At 60.0% G+C, this 12,215-nt stretch carries 17 protein-coding genes and 1 pseudogene; 14 read left to right on the forward strand and 4 right to left on the reverse strand.

The genetic code is table 11. The annotated features are described in order from the left end of the window. The first annotated feature begins 60 nt into the window (after window positions 1-60). Entirely contained in the window at window positions 61-1,113 is a 1,053-nt protein-coding gene (locus HYX42_RS04945) for an MBL fold metallo-hydrolase (RefSeq protein WP_056642830.1), read from the forward strand. Window positions 1,114-1,484: 371 nt separating this feature from the next. Here HYX42_RS04945 and HYX42_RS04950 read toward each other — a convergent pair. Further along, window positions 1,485-2,159, reverse strand: a pseudogene (locus HYX42_RS04950) (IS481 family transposase); the annotation flags it as partial. Between the two features lie 103 nt (window positions 2,160-2,262). Here HYX42_RS04950 and HYX42_RS04955 point away from each other — a divergent pair. Genes HYX42_RS04955 through HYX42_RS04970 form a run of 4 tightly spaced genes read left to right on the forward strand, consistent with a single transcriptional unit; the run spans window position 2,263 to window position 3,850 of the window. Next, complete coding sequence (locus tag HYX42_RS04955; RefSeq protein ID WP_293400476.1) at window positions 2,263-2,535, forward strand: hypothetical protein; 273 nt, start codon at window positions 2,263-2,265, stop codon at window positions 2,533-2,535. Then, window positions 2,528-2,827 (forward strand): hypothetical protein, encoded by a 300-nt coding sequence (locus HYX42_RS04960; protein WP_293400478.1) that lies wholly within the window; start codon window positions 2,528-2,530, stop codon window positions 2,825-2,827. The genes HYX42_RS04955 and HYX42_RS04960 overlap by 8 nt, the downstream gene beginning before the upstream one ends. Then, window positions 2,769-3,425 carry a tyrosine-type recombinase/integrase gene (locus HYX42_RS04965; protein ID WP_108499779.1) on the forward strand — a complete coding sequence of 219 codons (657 nt, stop codon included), beginning with the start codon at window positions 2,769-2,771 and terminating at the stop codon, window positions 3,423-3,425. Before HYX42_RS04960 ends, HYX42_RS04965 begins: the two co-directional genes overlap by 59 nt. After that, window positions 3,422-3,850: a hypothetical protein gene (locus tag HYX42_RS04970; protein ID WP_020228498.1), complete on the forward strand. Its 429-nt coding sequence runs from the start codon at window positions 3,422-3,424 to the stop codon at window positions 3,848-3,850. The genes HYX42_RS04965 and HYX42_RS04970 overlap by 4 nt, the downstream gene beginning before the upstream one ends. Here the strand turns inward: HYX42_RS04970 and HYX42_RS04975 are convergent. Beyond that, entirely contained in the window at window positions 3,847-4,554 is a 708-nt protein-coding gene (locus tag HYX42_RS04975) for an SOS response-associated peptidase family protein (RefSeq protein WP_082564899.1), read from the reverse strand. The genes HYX42_RS04970 and HYX42_RS04975 overlap by 4 nt on opposite strands. Further along, the gene (gene cadR / locus HYX42_RS04980; RefSeq protein ID WP_020228496.1) at window positions 4,526-4,963 is read right to left on the reverse strand and encodes a Cd(II)/Pb(II)-responsive transcriptional regulator; all 438 of its coding nucleotides are present in this window, start codon (window positions 4,961-4,963) and stop codon (window positions 4,526-4,528) included. Before cadR ends, HYX42_RS04975 begins: the two co-directional genes overlap by 29 nt. A gap of 76 nt (window positions 4,964-5,039) precedes the next feature. On the opposite strand from cadR, the gene HYX42_RS04985 reads away from it, so the two are divergent. From HYX42_RS04985 to HYX42_RS23200, 6 genes are all read left to right on the forward strand, one after another. After that, window positions 5,040-6,086, forward strand: coding sequence for a cation transporter (locus HYX42_RS04985; RefSeq protein ID WP_056642836.1), 1,047 nt, complete (start codon window positions 5,040-5,042; stop codon window positions 6,084-6,086). After that, window positions 6,083-6,397, forward strand: coding sequence for a DUF3703 domain-containing protein (locus tag HYX42_RS04990; protein ID WP_020228494.1), 315 nt, complete (start codon window positions 6,083-6,085; stop codon window positions 6,395-6,397). Before HYX42_RS04985 ends, HYX42_RS04990 begins: the two co-directional genes overlap by 4 nt. Window positions 6,398-6,510: 113 nt before the next feature. Further along, window positions 6,511-7,011 (forward strand): signal peptidase II, encoded by a 501-nt coding sequence (gene lspA / locus HYX42_RS04995; protein WP_137747719.1) that lies wholly within the window; start codon window positions 6,511-6,513, stop codon window positions 7,009-7,011. 82 nt (window positions 7,012-7,093) lie between these two features. Next, window positions 7,094-7,711, forward strand: coding sequence for a hypothetical protein (locus tag HYX42_RS05000; RefSeq protein WP_020228492.1), 618 nt, complete (start codon window positions 7,094-7,096; stop codon window positions 7,709-7,711). 22 nt (window positions 7,712-7,733) lie between these two features. Then, window positions 7,734-7,979, forward strand: a complete 246-nt coding sequence (locus tag HYX42_RS05005; RefSeq protein ID WP_199227788.1) for a hypothetical protein — start codon at window positions 7,734-7,736, stop codon at window positions 7,977-7,979. A 263-nt stretch (window positions 7,980-8,242) separates the two neighbouring features. After that, a complete protein-coding gene (locus HYX42_RS23200; protein ID WP_366931137.1) occupies window positions 8,243-8,536 on the forward strand; it encodes an HNH endonuclease in 294 nt (97 codons plus the stop codon). 212 nt (window positions 8,537-8,748) lie between these two features. On the opposite strand, the gene HYX42_RS05010 is transcribed toward HYX42_RS23200, so the two are convergent. After that, a complete protein-coding gene (locus HYX42_RS05010; RefSeq protein ID WP_056642839.1) occupies window positions 8,749-9,783 on the reverse strand; it encodes an IS630 family transposase in 1,035 nt (344 codons plus the stop codon). 392 nt (window positions 9,784-10,175) lie between these two features. On the opposite strand from HYX42_RS05010, the gene HYX42_RS05015 reads away from it, so the two are divergent. The 3 genes from HYX42_RS05015 (at window position 10,176) to HYX42_RS05025 (ending at window position 12,136) form a co-directional block, all read left to right on the forward strand. Next, window positions 10,176-10,505 carry a helix-turn-helix transcriptional regulator gene (locus HYX42_RS05015; RefSeq protein WP_056642842.1) on the forward strand — a complete coding sequence of 110 codons (330 nt, stop codon included), beginning with the start codon at window positions 10,176-10,178 and terminating at the stop codon, window positions 10,503-10,505. Window positions 10,506-10,720: 215 nt separating this feature from the next. Continuing rightward, a complete protein-coding gene (locus tag HYX42_RS05020) occupies window positions 10,721-11,725 on the forward strand; it encodes a CBASS cGAMP-activated phospholipase (RefSeq protein ID WP_056642845.1) in 1,005 nt (334 codons plus the stop codon). A gap of 12 nt (window positions 11,726-11,737) precedes the next feature. Beyond that, window positions 11,738-12,136 carry a cyclic GMP-AMP synthase DncV-like nucleotidyltransferase gene (locus HYX42_RS05025; protein WP_293400494.1) on the forward strand — a complete coding sequence of 133 codons (399 nt, stop codon included), beginning with the start codon at window positions 11,738-11,740 and terminating at the stop codon, window positions 12,134-12,136. Window positions 12,137-12,215 lie beyond the last annotated feature (79 nt).

Genomic DNA, 12,215 nt, shown 5'->3' on the forward strand with positions numbered 1-12,215 from the left:
AAGCCATTGGTCTGATGCACCTAGTGGCTATACCGTCGCTTACCTCATGAAACGATAGCAATGATTGAACTCGCAGCCAATCCACTTATTTATCCATTCAAGCCACCATCGTCACGACACTGGGTCGAGATCGCCCCGGGCGTACGCTGGATCCGACTGTCGATGCCATTCCGACTCGACCACATCAATGTATGGGCCATAGATACCCATGATGGCTGGGTGCTGGTAGATACCGGCCTGAATAACCCCGACACCGTGGCCGACTGGCTGGCCCTCATGGCGCACGGGCCGCTGGCACGGCCACTCCAAGGCGTTTTCGCCACACACATGCACCCAGACCACATCGGCTTGGCTGGTTGGTTCACGCGTCGCTTTGGTGTGCCGCTGCACATGAGCCGGCTGGAGTACCTGACCTGCCGCGTGATGCATGCCGACACGAACCGCGAAGCCCCGCCCGACGGCGTGCTCTTCAATAGATGCGCCGGCTGGTCGGAGGCAGCCATTGAAAGCTACCGCAGTCGCTTCGGCAGCTTTGGTAAACATATCCACGCTCTGCCTGACAGCTACCGACGGTTGCAGGACGGCGACCACGTCCAGTTGGGTAAATATGGCTGGCGGATCATCACCACCGGCGGCCACTCACCAGAACATGCCTCTCTGTACTGCCCCGACTTGAAACTGCTGATCTCCGGCGACCAGGTGCTACCGAAGATTTCGTCGAATGTTTCGGTGTTCGCCAGCGAGCCACAGGCCAATCCGCTGAAGGAGTGGTACGAAGGGCTCGACAAACTAATGAGGGATGTTCCCAACGATGTGTTGGTACTCCCCTCTCACAACGAGCCCTTTTATGGACTGCATGAACGCCTTGACTCGCTCAGGTCAGGCCAAAATAGTGCACTGAATCGGTTACGTCAGACATTGACTACCGGGCCTCAACGGATCATCGATACGTTCGCTGCACTCTTTCATCGCTCCATCGGAGAACAGGATGCGCAGCAACTGAGCCTGGCAACAGGTGAGGCAGTTGCTTGCATAAACTTTCTCATCGCACAGGCCACCATAGAAGTCACGATGGACGAAAACGGGGTCGCGTGGCACTCAACAAGATATTGACATTGAAGTGCCGCCCTACGCTCTATGGTGAATCGACCCGGTTGATCTAGACGCCGTCGAGCCTCGAACCGAAGCCCATTGGCAGGTGCAACGGTGTTTCGGCGGCAATCTGCGGAAATCTGACCGAGAAGTCCCCTGAATTTTTATTCGTTTGAGCGACCGTTTTGAGTCGTTATGCACAGTGCGCCGTTATGAGTAGCCCGGTGGGTGTGAACCGCCCCGGGGCGGTTCACCATGCCCATCCGGGATTGGAAAGCTGCCCTGACCCGATTTACCATTCAGTTCGGAGACCGCATCTCCATCAACTGTATGCGTCCGGCCAACCCATCTTGAATCGGATGAATGGGCTGTGATGCAACCAACATAAACTGCTATGTGTCGCATCCCGGACGATCATAGGGTCGCTTGTGGAACAGGTGCGGGTGCTCCTGATACCAATCCTTCATGGCTTGCATCGGCGTCTTGCTCTTGAGTGCTGACTGCGGCAGCTGGTGGTTGTACAAAACCACATAGCGCAGCAAGGTCTGCTCCATGTCCTCGCGGCTGTTGAACCGGTGGGTCTTGAGCACATCGGCAATGCGGCCATTGAATCGTTCGACCATGCCATTGGTTCTCGGTGTTCTGGGCTTGGTCAACCGGTGTTCGATACTCAGTTCTTGGCACAACTGGTCGAACTCATGGTTGCCGCTGGGCTCGCGCTCCCTGCTGGCAAACAGGCGGTCCGTGAACTCCTTGCCGTTGTCGGTCAGCAGCTTGGTGATCCTGATCGGACAGGCCTTGTGCAATGCCCTCAGAAAGGCCCGTGCACTGGCGGCTGTCTTGTTGGCCTTGAGTTGTACGAACACCCATCGCGTGGCCCGGTCGATGGCCACAAACAGGTAGCGCCGTTGCGATTCGTCCTGCATCTGGGGCAGGTACTTCACGTCCATGTGCACATAGCCAGGCTCGTAGCTCTTGAACGCCTTGTGCACAGGCTGTGGCTCCTGGGGCTTGAGGGCGTTGAGGTTGCCCGCCCCATGGCGGCGCAGGCACCGGTCCAGGCCCGAGTGACCTTGCCCCTGTTTCGTGTAGTTCTTAACCCACGATTCACGCGGCCTTTTTACGCTGTGCCTCGTACCAGCGCTGCTCGTATTGCGCTGCTCGTATTTCTTGAGCTGCTTCAGCTGTCGCAGCTACACCGTGGTCGGCACCAGTGAAGACCTGCACCGCCTCTTCAGCTTCTACTGGTTCCTGGAAGCCGAGAGCAGGAACACGAGGTCCCGCGAATGGGCTGAATACTTCACGCTCATACGCACTCAAATTGACCTGTTCACCATGGACAAATTCGATGAGGAACTGGTGACCCAGTCCAGAGAGGCCGCCCGCAGCAAGCCTCTGAAATTCTGGAGTCGGTACCGCATCTCGGGAGGCGCACTTGCCTAGCCACGCACAACCATCGATGGCCCCGGCAACCGCCCCTGACGGCGCGCCAGCTGACCTGGTCGTCAGCTCTGCGCCGGGCCCGGCCGGCGCCACCCAAGTCCTGAGCCGTTACCGCGACGACGTGTGGGAGCTGTGGCCCTACTTCGAGCAGTCGAACCTGACCCCCAGCAGCAAGCGCATCGACTGGGCAAACGTTCCTGAGCAATTCAGGCCCGACACCGCAGATCCGGACCGTGTCCGGCCTGCATTGGGCCGGCCGGATGAAAGGCTTTGCCGCCTACGCCGGCGTTGATTGGCGCCTCTCGCCTCACCAACTGCGCCGGGCGTACGCCTGGACCTTCGTGCGGCATCGCCTGGGAAATGTCCTCTTCCTCAAGGAGCAGTTCAAACACTCGAGCATCGAGATGACGCAGCTGTATGCGGCGAACCCTATGCAAGATGACGCGCTGTTTGAAGACCTGTTCACGGAGATCAGTGCCCGAAAAGTCGAGCTGATCGAAGGCTGGCTCCACGCGGATACGCCCCTGGCGGGGCGCGCCGGCCAGCGAATCGTGAGCATGCGGGCCCACGACTTCCCTAGCCGCGAAACTCTCATCGAGGAGACGGCCGATTGGATCAATATCCGCAGCACCGGCCATTCGTACTGCTTGGCCCAGGATGATGGCTGTGGCGGGGCCGGTCTGTATGAGCCGTGGCGGTGCGGCGCCTGCAATGACTCTGTGATCGACAGTTCCCAGCGGATCGCGTGGCAGGCAATACACGCCCACCAACTGGAGCTCCAAGTGGAGGCCCGCGAGTTGGGACCGGCAGCGGTCCAGCGCGTGCAACGAGACCTCCACCGGGTCGAAGACGTCTTGAAGCAGCTGGGGCCGGGGATCGAACCGCTATGAAAGCCAGATGGGACCGACGCCAGGCGCCCGAAGAGGTTCGCGGGCGCAATCGAGACACAACGACCGCCGATCTGTGGGAGGCTCTGGCACGCCTGCAGCGTGCCGAGGCCGTTCCGACGATCACAGCCCTAGCGGTCGAGGTCGGCGTCACTCCAGCGTTGATTCACAACCGCTACCCGGATGTCGCGAAGGAGGTTCGCCGCCTGAGCGGCCGAGAGCCCGGCGCAAGCGAGGACAGCCTCAAGGCGGCGCTCAAACGCGAACAGGAGACTGCCCGTGATTTGCGCGCCGAGAACTTGGACCTGCGCAAGCAGCTTCAGGCCATGGCCTCGGTGAACGAAGCGCTGCGGCAGGAGGTCAGGATTCTGCATGCGACCGGCCACGCGAAGGTCGTGAGCTTCGTGCCCGGGGCACCGACACGCTAGTCGAATAGGGAAGCTGTTTGAGGAACGGCCTTAGCCGGCGCTCGCTCGACCGGCTCGCCGGTGGCTGCCAGGCGCTCAGGCGGACAAGCCTGCATGAAGTCCATCGAGCCTTCGGCGGGCGCGTCCAGCCAGGCGTCGTACTGGGATTCGTCCAGCAGGACGACCATACGCTTCTCTTCGCCTGGGCGGTGATAGTTGCACATGACGGGATGGGAGTCGGCGTTGACCGTCATGAGCGTGAAGGTATGAACGCGCTCTCCTGCAGGCGAATGCCAAGTGTTCCATAGCCCGGCGATCGCCAAGGGGCTGCCGTCGGCCGCGCTGATACGTGTGGGCACGTGCACGTTCGAGCGCCAGTCTGGCTCGTAGATGGCCTCAGCCGGGACAATGCAGTGCTGGGCCTTCTTCCAAGCGGCCTGGAACGGCCTCGCGGTGGCAACTGTTTCGGAGCGGGCGTTGTACGTCAGCTTCACCTTGCGCATATCGGTGGCCCAGAAAGGGATCAGGCCGAACCGCGCGACAACGGCCTCGCGCTCAGGAACCGCCTCGTCGCCCGATTCGAGCTCGGGCGGGCGCCTCACGATGGGCGCAAAGCGTCCTGGAAAGACATCTCGATCGAGAACATCCAAGCCGCTGTCGCGGATGGCTCGAAAGAATTCGCGCAGCCGCGCTGCGTCAAGAACCGAGTGGTAACGAGCGCACATTCTTTGAATTCTGCTTGGCCGCGCGCTCAAGTCCACCCAGGATGCCGCAGTTGACCGCGGCACGGCCAACCGAGCAGCTGCGGTGCAGTGAGCGCAATTCGGCTTCCAACGCCTTCAGCTCCCGGATGCGGACCACGACCTGCTCGATGTGACTTGCAATCAGCTCATCCACGACGCCGCAATTCTCGGAAGGAGCGTCTTTGAAGTGCAGCAGCGTGCGGATCTCAGCCAGCGTCATGTCCAGGCTGCGGCAGTGCCGAATGAAGGCGAGCCGCTGGGCGTGCTCAGCCGTGTAGCTGCGGTAGTTCCCCTCGGTCCGGGCGGGGGACGGCAGCAGTCCCTCGCGCTCGTAGAAGCGGACCGTTTCGGGAAGCGTATTGGTGGCCTTGGCCAGGTCGCCGATCTTCATGGATGAGCCGCCCTTGCAGCGGGCTTGACTTTGTAGTTGCTAGAGGGTTTCCAATTATGCAGTCCGAGGAATACCCATGAGCGCCACCACAAAATTCGAAAGTACCTTTGCCGTTCCGAAGATGGATTGCCCGTCCGAGGAGAACATGATCAAGATGGCCTTGCAAAGCGTCGAAGGCGTGCAGTCGCTCACCTTCGACCTGCCGGGCCGAAAGCTGGTGGCCGTGCATCGCGCGCCGGTCGCCGAGGTGTTGCAGCGTCTCGAACCGCTGGGCTTGGGCGCGAAGCTGGTGCATTCGGCCGCGGTAGACGATAGCGCCGCCGGCAGCTTCAAGAGCACCTTCCATGTCCCGAAGATGGATTGCCCATCGGAAGAGAACATGATCAAGTTGGCCCTGCAAGACGTTCCCGGGGTGAAATCCCTGTCCTTCGACTTGGCCAACCGCAAGCTGACCGCAGTGCATGGCGCTCCGGTGGCGCAGGTCCTGCAACGCCTGGAGCCGTTGGGTCTGGGCGCCAAGCTGCTGGAATCGGACGCGGTCATGGGTGACGACGATGAAATCGACCCGCCTGACAATGCGGCCGAGGCCAGGCTGCTATGGATACTGCTCTCGATCAATGCGGCCATGTTCGTGATCGAGATCGTGATGGGCTTCATCGCTCAATCGACCGGGCTCATCGCCGACTCGCTCGACATGTTCGCCGACGCTGCGGTGTATGGGCTGTCCCTGTTTGCCGTCGGCCGAGCAGCTGCCCTTAAGACGCGTGCGGCTCACACGGCGGGCTGGTTGCAACTGGCGCTTGCGCTCATGGCACTCAGCGAGGTCGTTCGACGCTTCATCGCCGGGAGCGAACCTGTCTCGGGCCTGATGATGGGGATGGGCCTGGTGGCCCTGATCGCCAACGTCATCTGCCTGGTCTTGATATCCAAGAAGCGGGATGCCGGTGCGCACATGAAGGCAAGCTACATCTTCTCGGCCAACGACGTGATCGCCAATGCGGGCGTGATCCTGGCTGGCTTCCTGGTGGCCATGACCGGATCCAACTACCCTGATCTGGTCATCGGCACCGTGGTGGGTCTGATCGTCTTGAACGGTGCCCGGCGCATCCTGAGTCTCAAATGACGAACCTGACAGCCATAGACGATCGGCAGCGCGGGGCAGCATTTGCTCACCTCGTGGAGCGGGCGAGATCCCGAGGACCTGACCGGTGGAAGGTCCTGGAGGCCGCGCACGTGCTTGGCCAAGAGCGCTTCTGGCTTCATCTGCGGAGTCATTGGTACATGCTGGCCCTGGCCGCGCGTGAGCGTGACGTGCGGGAAGCCGCGGGCCAGCTGTTTAGGATCCTGCTGGTGCCGCTTGGCCACCTCTCGGGCAGGCTGCCGCTTGGCAACCCTGGCCGGGCCACGGTCAGTGCCTTCGCGCCAATGCTGTGAGACCGGAACTCGCTGAAATTCTGTCCGCGTCAATAGCACTCACGGCCGAGCACGGTGCGGCAACGCGCTGAATCCAACCACGGCCCTGCGATCTGGTCTAACCAACAAGAACGATGAAGTATGTCAACCGACCAGCTCGCTGGTATTGCCTTGCGCTTGTAGTCTTTGCCGCAGACCAGACTGCCAAGACCTGGATTCATCTGACCACCCTGCTCGGCTGGTCGCGCGAGGTCGCACCGTTCTTCAGCCTGGTCCACGTACTGAACCCCGGCGCGGCCTTCAGCTTCCTGGCCGGCACCGGCGGATGGCAACGCTGGTTCTTCCTGGCCATCGCCCTGGGCGCGTCGGCCTGGCTCGCTTGGCTGCTCGCCAAGCCGGTGCGCAGCCTCGAGGGCTTGGCTTATAGCCTCATCCTGGGCGGCGCCCTGGGCAATGCCTTCGACCGGGCTGTGCGCGGGTCCGTGATTGACTATCTGGACTTCCACCTGCACGGCTGGCACTGGCCGGCATTCAACATCGCCAACATGGCCATCGTTGGTGGCGCCGTTGGTCTCATTGCATCGTCAGTTCTGGGGCACCGCGAGGCAAACACATCCTCTCGAAGGCACACGTAACTGTTGCCGCTTAGCAGTCCCGACAACAAGGGAGCCCCCCAACCCGCGCGTGCAGGCGTGCTCTGCTGTGCGAAACTTCCTGATGACCAAAGGAATCATCGCGCTTGACGCTGACGGAGTCCTCCTGGACTACGGCTTGGCCTATGCCAGCGCTTGGCAGAAGGCGTTCGGCACGTACCCTGGCGAGCGCGATCCGCTCGCCTACTGGCCCATCGACAGATGGGAAGTGGAGCGAGTTGAAGGGGATAGGCTTGATCTGCTTCGGCGGGCCTTCGACAACGAGTTCTGGTCATCGATCCCGCCGGTTCCAGGAGCGATTGAGGCGTGCCACAAGCTCGCCGCGGCGGGCTACGAACTGGTATGCGTCACGGCCTTGCCTGCGGAATTCAGGGCAGCTCGCGAGCACAACCTGAGACTGCACGGATTCCCGATTCACCTGGTCCACGCCACCGACAACGTGGCAACGGCCGCGAGCCCTAAGGCCGACACGCTCAACTCCCTAAAGCCGATCGCCTTCGTCGACGACTACTTGCCGTACTTCGTGGGCGTCGATGCCGCGATCCATCGCGCATTGATTTTGCGTGGGATTACCGGGTCGCCCAACGCGGGCGACCTGTTGGTACACACGGATTCGCATCACGCCGACCTTCTTGCGTTTGCGAATTGGTGGTCGCAGCGCGCTGGTGATAAGTGCCGGTAACAGTTACTGCTGTTGAGAAACCATGATCTCGCAGAACTGCGATGAAGTGCCGGTGCTCAACCTGATGCACAGGCCTGACCCCAAGCGCGCGCCGGACATGCAGGACAAACGTACGGTGGTTCCGCTGGAAAAGGGGGACTGGGACACTTGGCTGCACGGCACCATCGAACGGGCAGAGTCGCTGATCAAGGTGCCACCGGTGGAGCTGTTTGTGCACAGGGCGAAGGATCCGGCGCAGCAAGTCGAGTTACCTGTTGAGTCAGCATGACGCATGCGTGCAACAGCCGGTACTTGCGCCGACTGGACGCAGCGATATAAATTATTGGTTGTCCGGGCTAACGCGAACCCGGCCGCGTCCGGGTTACCTGGCGCATAGCCGAGTGGTGCGATGCCCCGGCGCCCGACCTGTCCGGATATCGGCAACGGGAGTAGCTTCAACACTACCCCTGCTGCCAAATGAACAAGCTGGCCAAACTCCGTATCCAGTCCGCGATCGCCCAACAGGGCTGCTGCTTTTACTGCGGGCTAAAAATGATTGAGCCCACGCTTCCTGAACTTTCGCAATCAAGCGCGCCCACACGGTGGCGTAAGTTCCTTCGGTGCACTGCAGAGCATCTCACTGCGCGCCAACAGCAAGGCCGCGATGTAGCGCCCAACATCGTCGCCGCCTGCTGGTGGTGCAATTCCCGTCGGCACAGGGGACGTGAGGAGAAAGCGCCAGATTCATTGAGATATCGGCAGCGCGTGCAAAGCTTGATGAAAAAGGGGTGCTGGCACCCAGCAGGCAGGCTAGTTGTTGATTTACACGCAAACCATAGCCGGTGAAAATTAACCCAGAATTGCTTATTCAGTTTCAGGCTGATTGCGGCGATCCAAATCAAGGCCATCAGCAACTGCTAGCTGGCTGCACCAGTCACCAGGTGAATCCAACTACTTCCCTGGACGCTTGTTCGCGAGATCTGGCTGGCGCACATGACAGAACTGACCTTGCCCCTGTTTCGTGTAGCTCTTATTGATCCGCCCCCTGTGAACTTGACTCAAGCAGCGTAGCGAACCGGGGCGTGGTCGAAGTACTTTCGAATGCGCTCGGGCTGACGTTGCACGCTGCGCAAGTGTTTGGCCGTGGCCTTCACCAACTGCATCTTCGTGCGCGCCGGGGCCAGCTTGGTCACCGCCTGTTTGATGTCTGCATTGGCCATCTCATCGGGGTTCAACTCCGGGCTGTAGCTCGGTAGGTAGAACACCTCGATGGCGTCAGCGTGCTCTGCCAGCCTGGCCTTGACCGGCTTGGCGTGGTGCACCCGCAGGTTGTCCAGGATCAGGAACAGCTTCCTGCTCTGGCCCTTGATCAGTCGGCGCAGGAAGTCGATCAGAATCGTGGTGTTGAGCGCCCCGTCAAAGCTGCTCCAGCGCATCTGGCCCTTGTTGGTCACGGTGGAGATCACCGACAGGCCATGGCGCTTGTTGTTGACCCGCACCACCGGTGTCTGGCCCTTGGGCGCGAAGCTCCTGCCGCGCACGTCGTCGCTGCGCAGCCCGCTCTCGTCGCCCCAGTGAATCTCGGCTCCTTCAGCCTTGGCGCGTGCGGCGATGACCGGGTAGTCCTCATCGAGCCATTTCTTGACCGCCGCTGGCGACTGCTCGTAAGCCTTCTTCATAGGCTTTTGTGGTGTGAAGCCCCAGCGGGCCAGGTACTTGCCCATGGTGCGCACTTGCAGCCGGATGCCAAAGCGCTGCTCAATGAGTTGGGCCACTGCCGCGCGGGTCCACAGCGCATAGGGCATCTTGAGCTGATCTGGCGTCTTGTCGGCAATGAGCTTTCGCACCAGGGCCTCCTGGTCGGCATCGAGCAAGCGGTTTTCTCCGAACTTGCGTCCGCCAATGGTGTCGTGCAGAGCCTTGGCGCCGTGTGCCGCATGGCGCCTGCAGATGTTGAAGACGCCCGTGCGGCTCAGACCCGTGAGCGCTGCAATCTCGTCGTAGGTATTACCGGCTTTACGCAGTCGGATGACCTGCACGCGGCGCTCGTGCCGCGCTTCGCGGCTCAGCGATCTCATGTCGGTTGCTTGCATGAATCTGAGTTGAGGGCGGTACAGATAATTTCAAATGCACAAAGGCCTGGTCAATAACCCACGGTTCACGCGGCCTTTTTACGCTGTGCCTCGTACCAGCGCTGCTCGTACTGCATCGGGCTGAGGTAAAAACTCCAGTTTTCAGGGGCAACCTCAGTCCAGCAAGTACAGCCTGGGCTGGATTCCATTCAAGGCTCGGGCGTTGCAATACAAGGCTCCAGGAGCTGGATACGGGGCTTGTCCATGGGGATGAGGACGGCGTCGTAATGCATCGCTTTACAGAATCTATAGTTAACTGAATTTTTAGGGCTCATTCTATAGTCTAGTATTCATCGCGAGCGATAGATGGCTATACTTATCTAAAGATTCGTTGTTTTTTCTTTAGTTTACTTATGAAAACCGTTGGTCAGTTCGCTGCTGCACTGTCAGCCGCCAAGCAAGAGCAGGGGGTGACCCTGGCGGCGCTGGCAACCAACACGGGGCTCACGCCACTGGCCGTGCGGCAGATCCTCGATGGCAAAGTCTCCCCGCGCATCAGCAATGCCATGGCGCTGGCGTCCGAGCTGGGCCTTGAGCTGGTTCTGATGCCCAAGACGGCTGCTGCATCGTTCGAATCCAAAGGGGGGGAGCGCACCTTGCTGAGTCCGCTGGAACGGCAGCTGGGAGCGCCATCCATTGGAATCGTGGGTGACCAGAATTCGGAAGTGAAGGAGGGCCGATGAAATACCGCGCGCTGGATGTGTACCTTGGGGAGGGTAGACGCCAGTGGCGCAGCGCGGCAGAAAGCGATCAGCCAAGGCGCAATTAAGCTGTATTTAAAAGCAGGCTGTATGTTTATACTGCGCTACTGGTAGTGTATTGACACTGGTTGATACCCATATATAGTGTTTCATAGCACTCGCCATCGCGGAGTGCTAGAAACAACCAGTTATCCCCAATGCCCCACAATGTGCGCAAGCCCTTTCAGATTCTCGCCCTCTCTGGTGGAGGCTTCCGAGGGCTGTACACCGCAAAAGTCATAGCGGATGTCGAGAAAGAGATCGAAGCGCCGCTTGCATCGCGTTTCGATCTGATCACAGGTACTTCAATCGGTGGGATCCTGGCGTTGGCACTTGCCCTTGAGATTCCGGCGCAAGATATCGTAGACCTGTTTGTCGACCACGGGGAGGAGATTTTCGACAAGCGCTGGTCACTCTTCGGATTCTGGCGGTCGCCTTATTCACCGGAGCCGCTGAAGAAGCTACTGTCTGACTCCAAGCTATTTGGCGACCGGCTCTTGGGTGCATGCAAACACCCTGTCATCATCCCGAGTCTGAATTACTCTACCGGTGAACCGGTAGTTTTCAAGACGCCGCATCATGTCGATTTCAAGCGGGATCGCCATTTCACCATCGTAGACGTCGCGATGGCCACCAGCGCAGCCCCGGCGTACTTCCCAAGACACTGCTTCAACAACAGCCAGTATGTCGATGGCGGCTTATACGCCAATGCCCCCGGGCTCCTTGGTTTGCATGAGGCCCACAAGTTCTTCGGCCAGGACATCGACAACGTCCGCCTGATGGCGGTCGGCACGATGTCGTCGCGCTTCACTGTGGACCCCAGACAAGACCGGCAAGGTGGGGTCCGAGACTGGGGCGGCGGGTGGCCGATCAAGATGTCCCGGCGTCTCTTCGGCCTCTCCATTTCGGCGCAGGAGGTCTTGAGCGATTTCATGCTGACGCACCGCCTGGGAAAACACTACTGCCATGTAGACGACGAACTTCACGACGAACGTGCCCGTGCTGTTGCATTGGACATTGCAGACAAAAACGCCCGCGAAGTTCTGCTGAGCGCAGCTACCCAACGCTCCAAAGTTTGCATCAGCAAGCCGGAATTCCAAACCTTTTTGGAGCATTCGCCCTCCAAACCGATCTTCTTCCACGGCGAGAACGCACGCACCTGAGGCCCAAGAAACATGCTCAAACTCAACCGCCTGCTCTTCGCTACTGCCGAAGAAGTGTTCATCAACAGTATCGAACCTACCAAGGACCAGCGCCGGGTGCTGGTTGAAGCCAAGAACGAGATCCGCGATCACTTGAGGCCACGAATCCGAGAAGCGACGATCAAGGCGCTGGGCATGGACAAGGCCGTCACCCCGCGTTTCCGGACACAAGGCTCGTGGTCGTACCAAACCTGCGTGCAGCCAGCCTGGCATCCGCCCCAGGAAATGGACTGGGACTTCGGTGTCTACCTGCCAGTGTCTGTGTGGGAGGAAAGTGGGCCTCCGCACGCCATGGCCCAGCTCTACTTCAAACTGGTCGAAGGCCTCTTGAATGTTGGCGCCGATTCAAAATTGAGCCACCGTGCCGATTGAATTTTGAGCCAGGGCTAATGGCCAACCTGTGAAGGTCGGCTGTGGATAAGTGTAGTGCCTTGGGTCGGTTTTGGTCTCC

The organism is Polaromonas sp. (assembly GCF_016185115.1).
In the GTDB taxonomy this organism is placed as follows: domain Bacteria; phylum Pseudomonadota; class Gammaproteobacteria; order Burkholderiales; family Burkholderiaceae_C; genus Polaromonas.

Bases quoted from the DNA above. Each gene is read 5' to 3' on its own strand.
- lspA (WP_137747719.1), top strand. From the start codon at position 6,511: ATGAAGTATGTCAACCGACCAGCTCGCTGGTATTGCCTTGCGCTTGTA.
- HYX42_RS05025 (WP_293400494.1), top strand. From the start codon at position 11,738: ATGCTCAAACTCAACCGCCTGCTCTTCGCTACTGCCGAAGAAGTGTTC.
- HYX42_RS04990 (WP_020228494.1), top strand. From the start codon at position 6,083: ATGACGAACCTGACAGCCATAGACGATCGGCAGCGCGGGGCAGCATTT.
- cadR (WP_020228496.1), bottom strand. From the start codon at position 4,963: ATGAAGATCGGCGACCTGGCCAAGGCCACCAATACGCTTCCCGAAACG.
- HYX42_RS23200 (WP_366931137.1), top strand. From the start codon at position 8,243: ATGATTGAGCCCACGCTTCCTGAACTTTCGCAATCAAGCGCGCCCACA.
- HYX42_RS05015 (WP_056642842.1), top strand. From the start codon at position 10,176: ATGAAAACCGTTGGTCAGTTCGCTGCTGCACTGTCAGCCGCCAAGCAA.
- HYX42_RS04945 (WP_056642830.1), top strand. From the start codon at position 61: ATGATTGAACTCGCAGCCAATCCACTTATTTATCCATTCAAGCCACCA.
- HYX42_RS04985 (WP_056642836.1), top strand. From the start codon at position 5,040: ATGAGCGCCACCACAAAATTCGAAAGTACCTTTGCCGTTCCGAAGATG.
- HYX42_RS05010 (WP_056642839.1), bottom strand. From the start codon at position 9,783: ATGCAAGCAACCGACATGAGATCGCTGAGCCGCGAAGCGCGGCACGAG.
- HYX42_RS05005 (WP_199227788.1), top strand. From the start codon at position 7,734: ATGATCTCGCAGAACTGCGATGAAGTGCCGGTGCTCAACCTGATGCAC.
- HYX42_RS05000 (WP_020228492.1), top strand. From the start codon at position 7,094: ATGACCAAAGGAATCATCGCGCTTGACGCTGACGGAGTCCTCCTGGAC.
- HYX42_RS04975 (WP_082564899.1), bottom strand. From the start codon at position 4,554: ATGTGCGCTCGTTACCACTCGGTTCTTGACGCAGCGCGGCTGCGCGAA.
- HYX42_RS04970 (WP_020228498.1), top strand. From the start codon at position 3,422: ATGAAAGCCAGATGGGACCGACGCCAGGCGCCCGAAGAGGTTCGCGGG.
- HYX42_RS05020 (WP_056642845.1), top strand. From the start codon at position 10,721: ATGCCCCACAATGTGCGCAAGCCCTTTCAGATTCTCGCCCTCTCTGGT.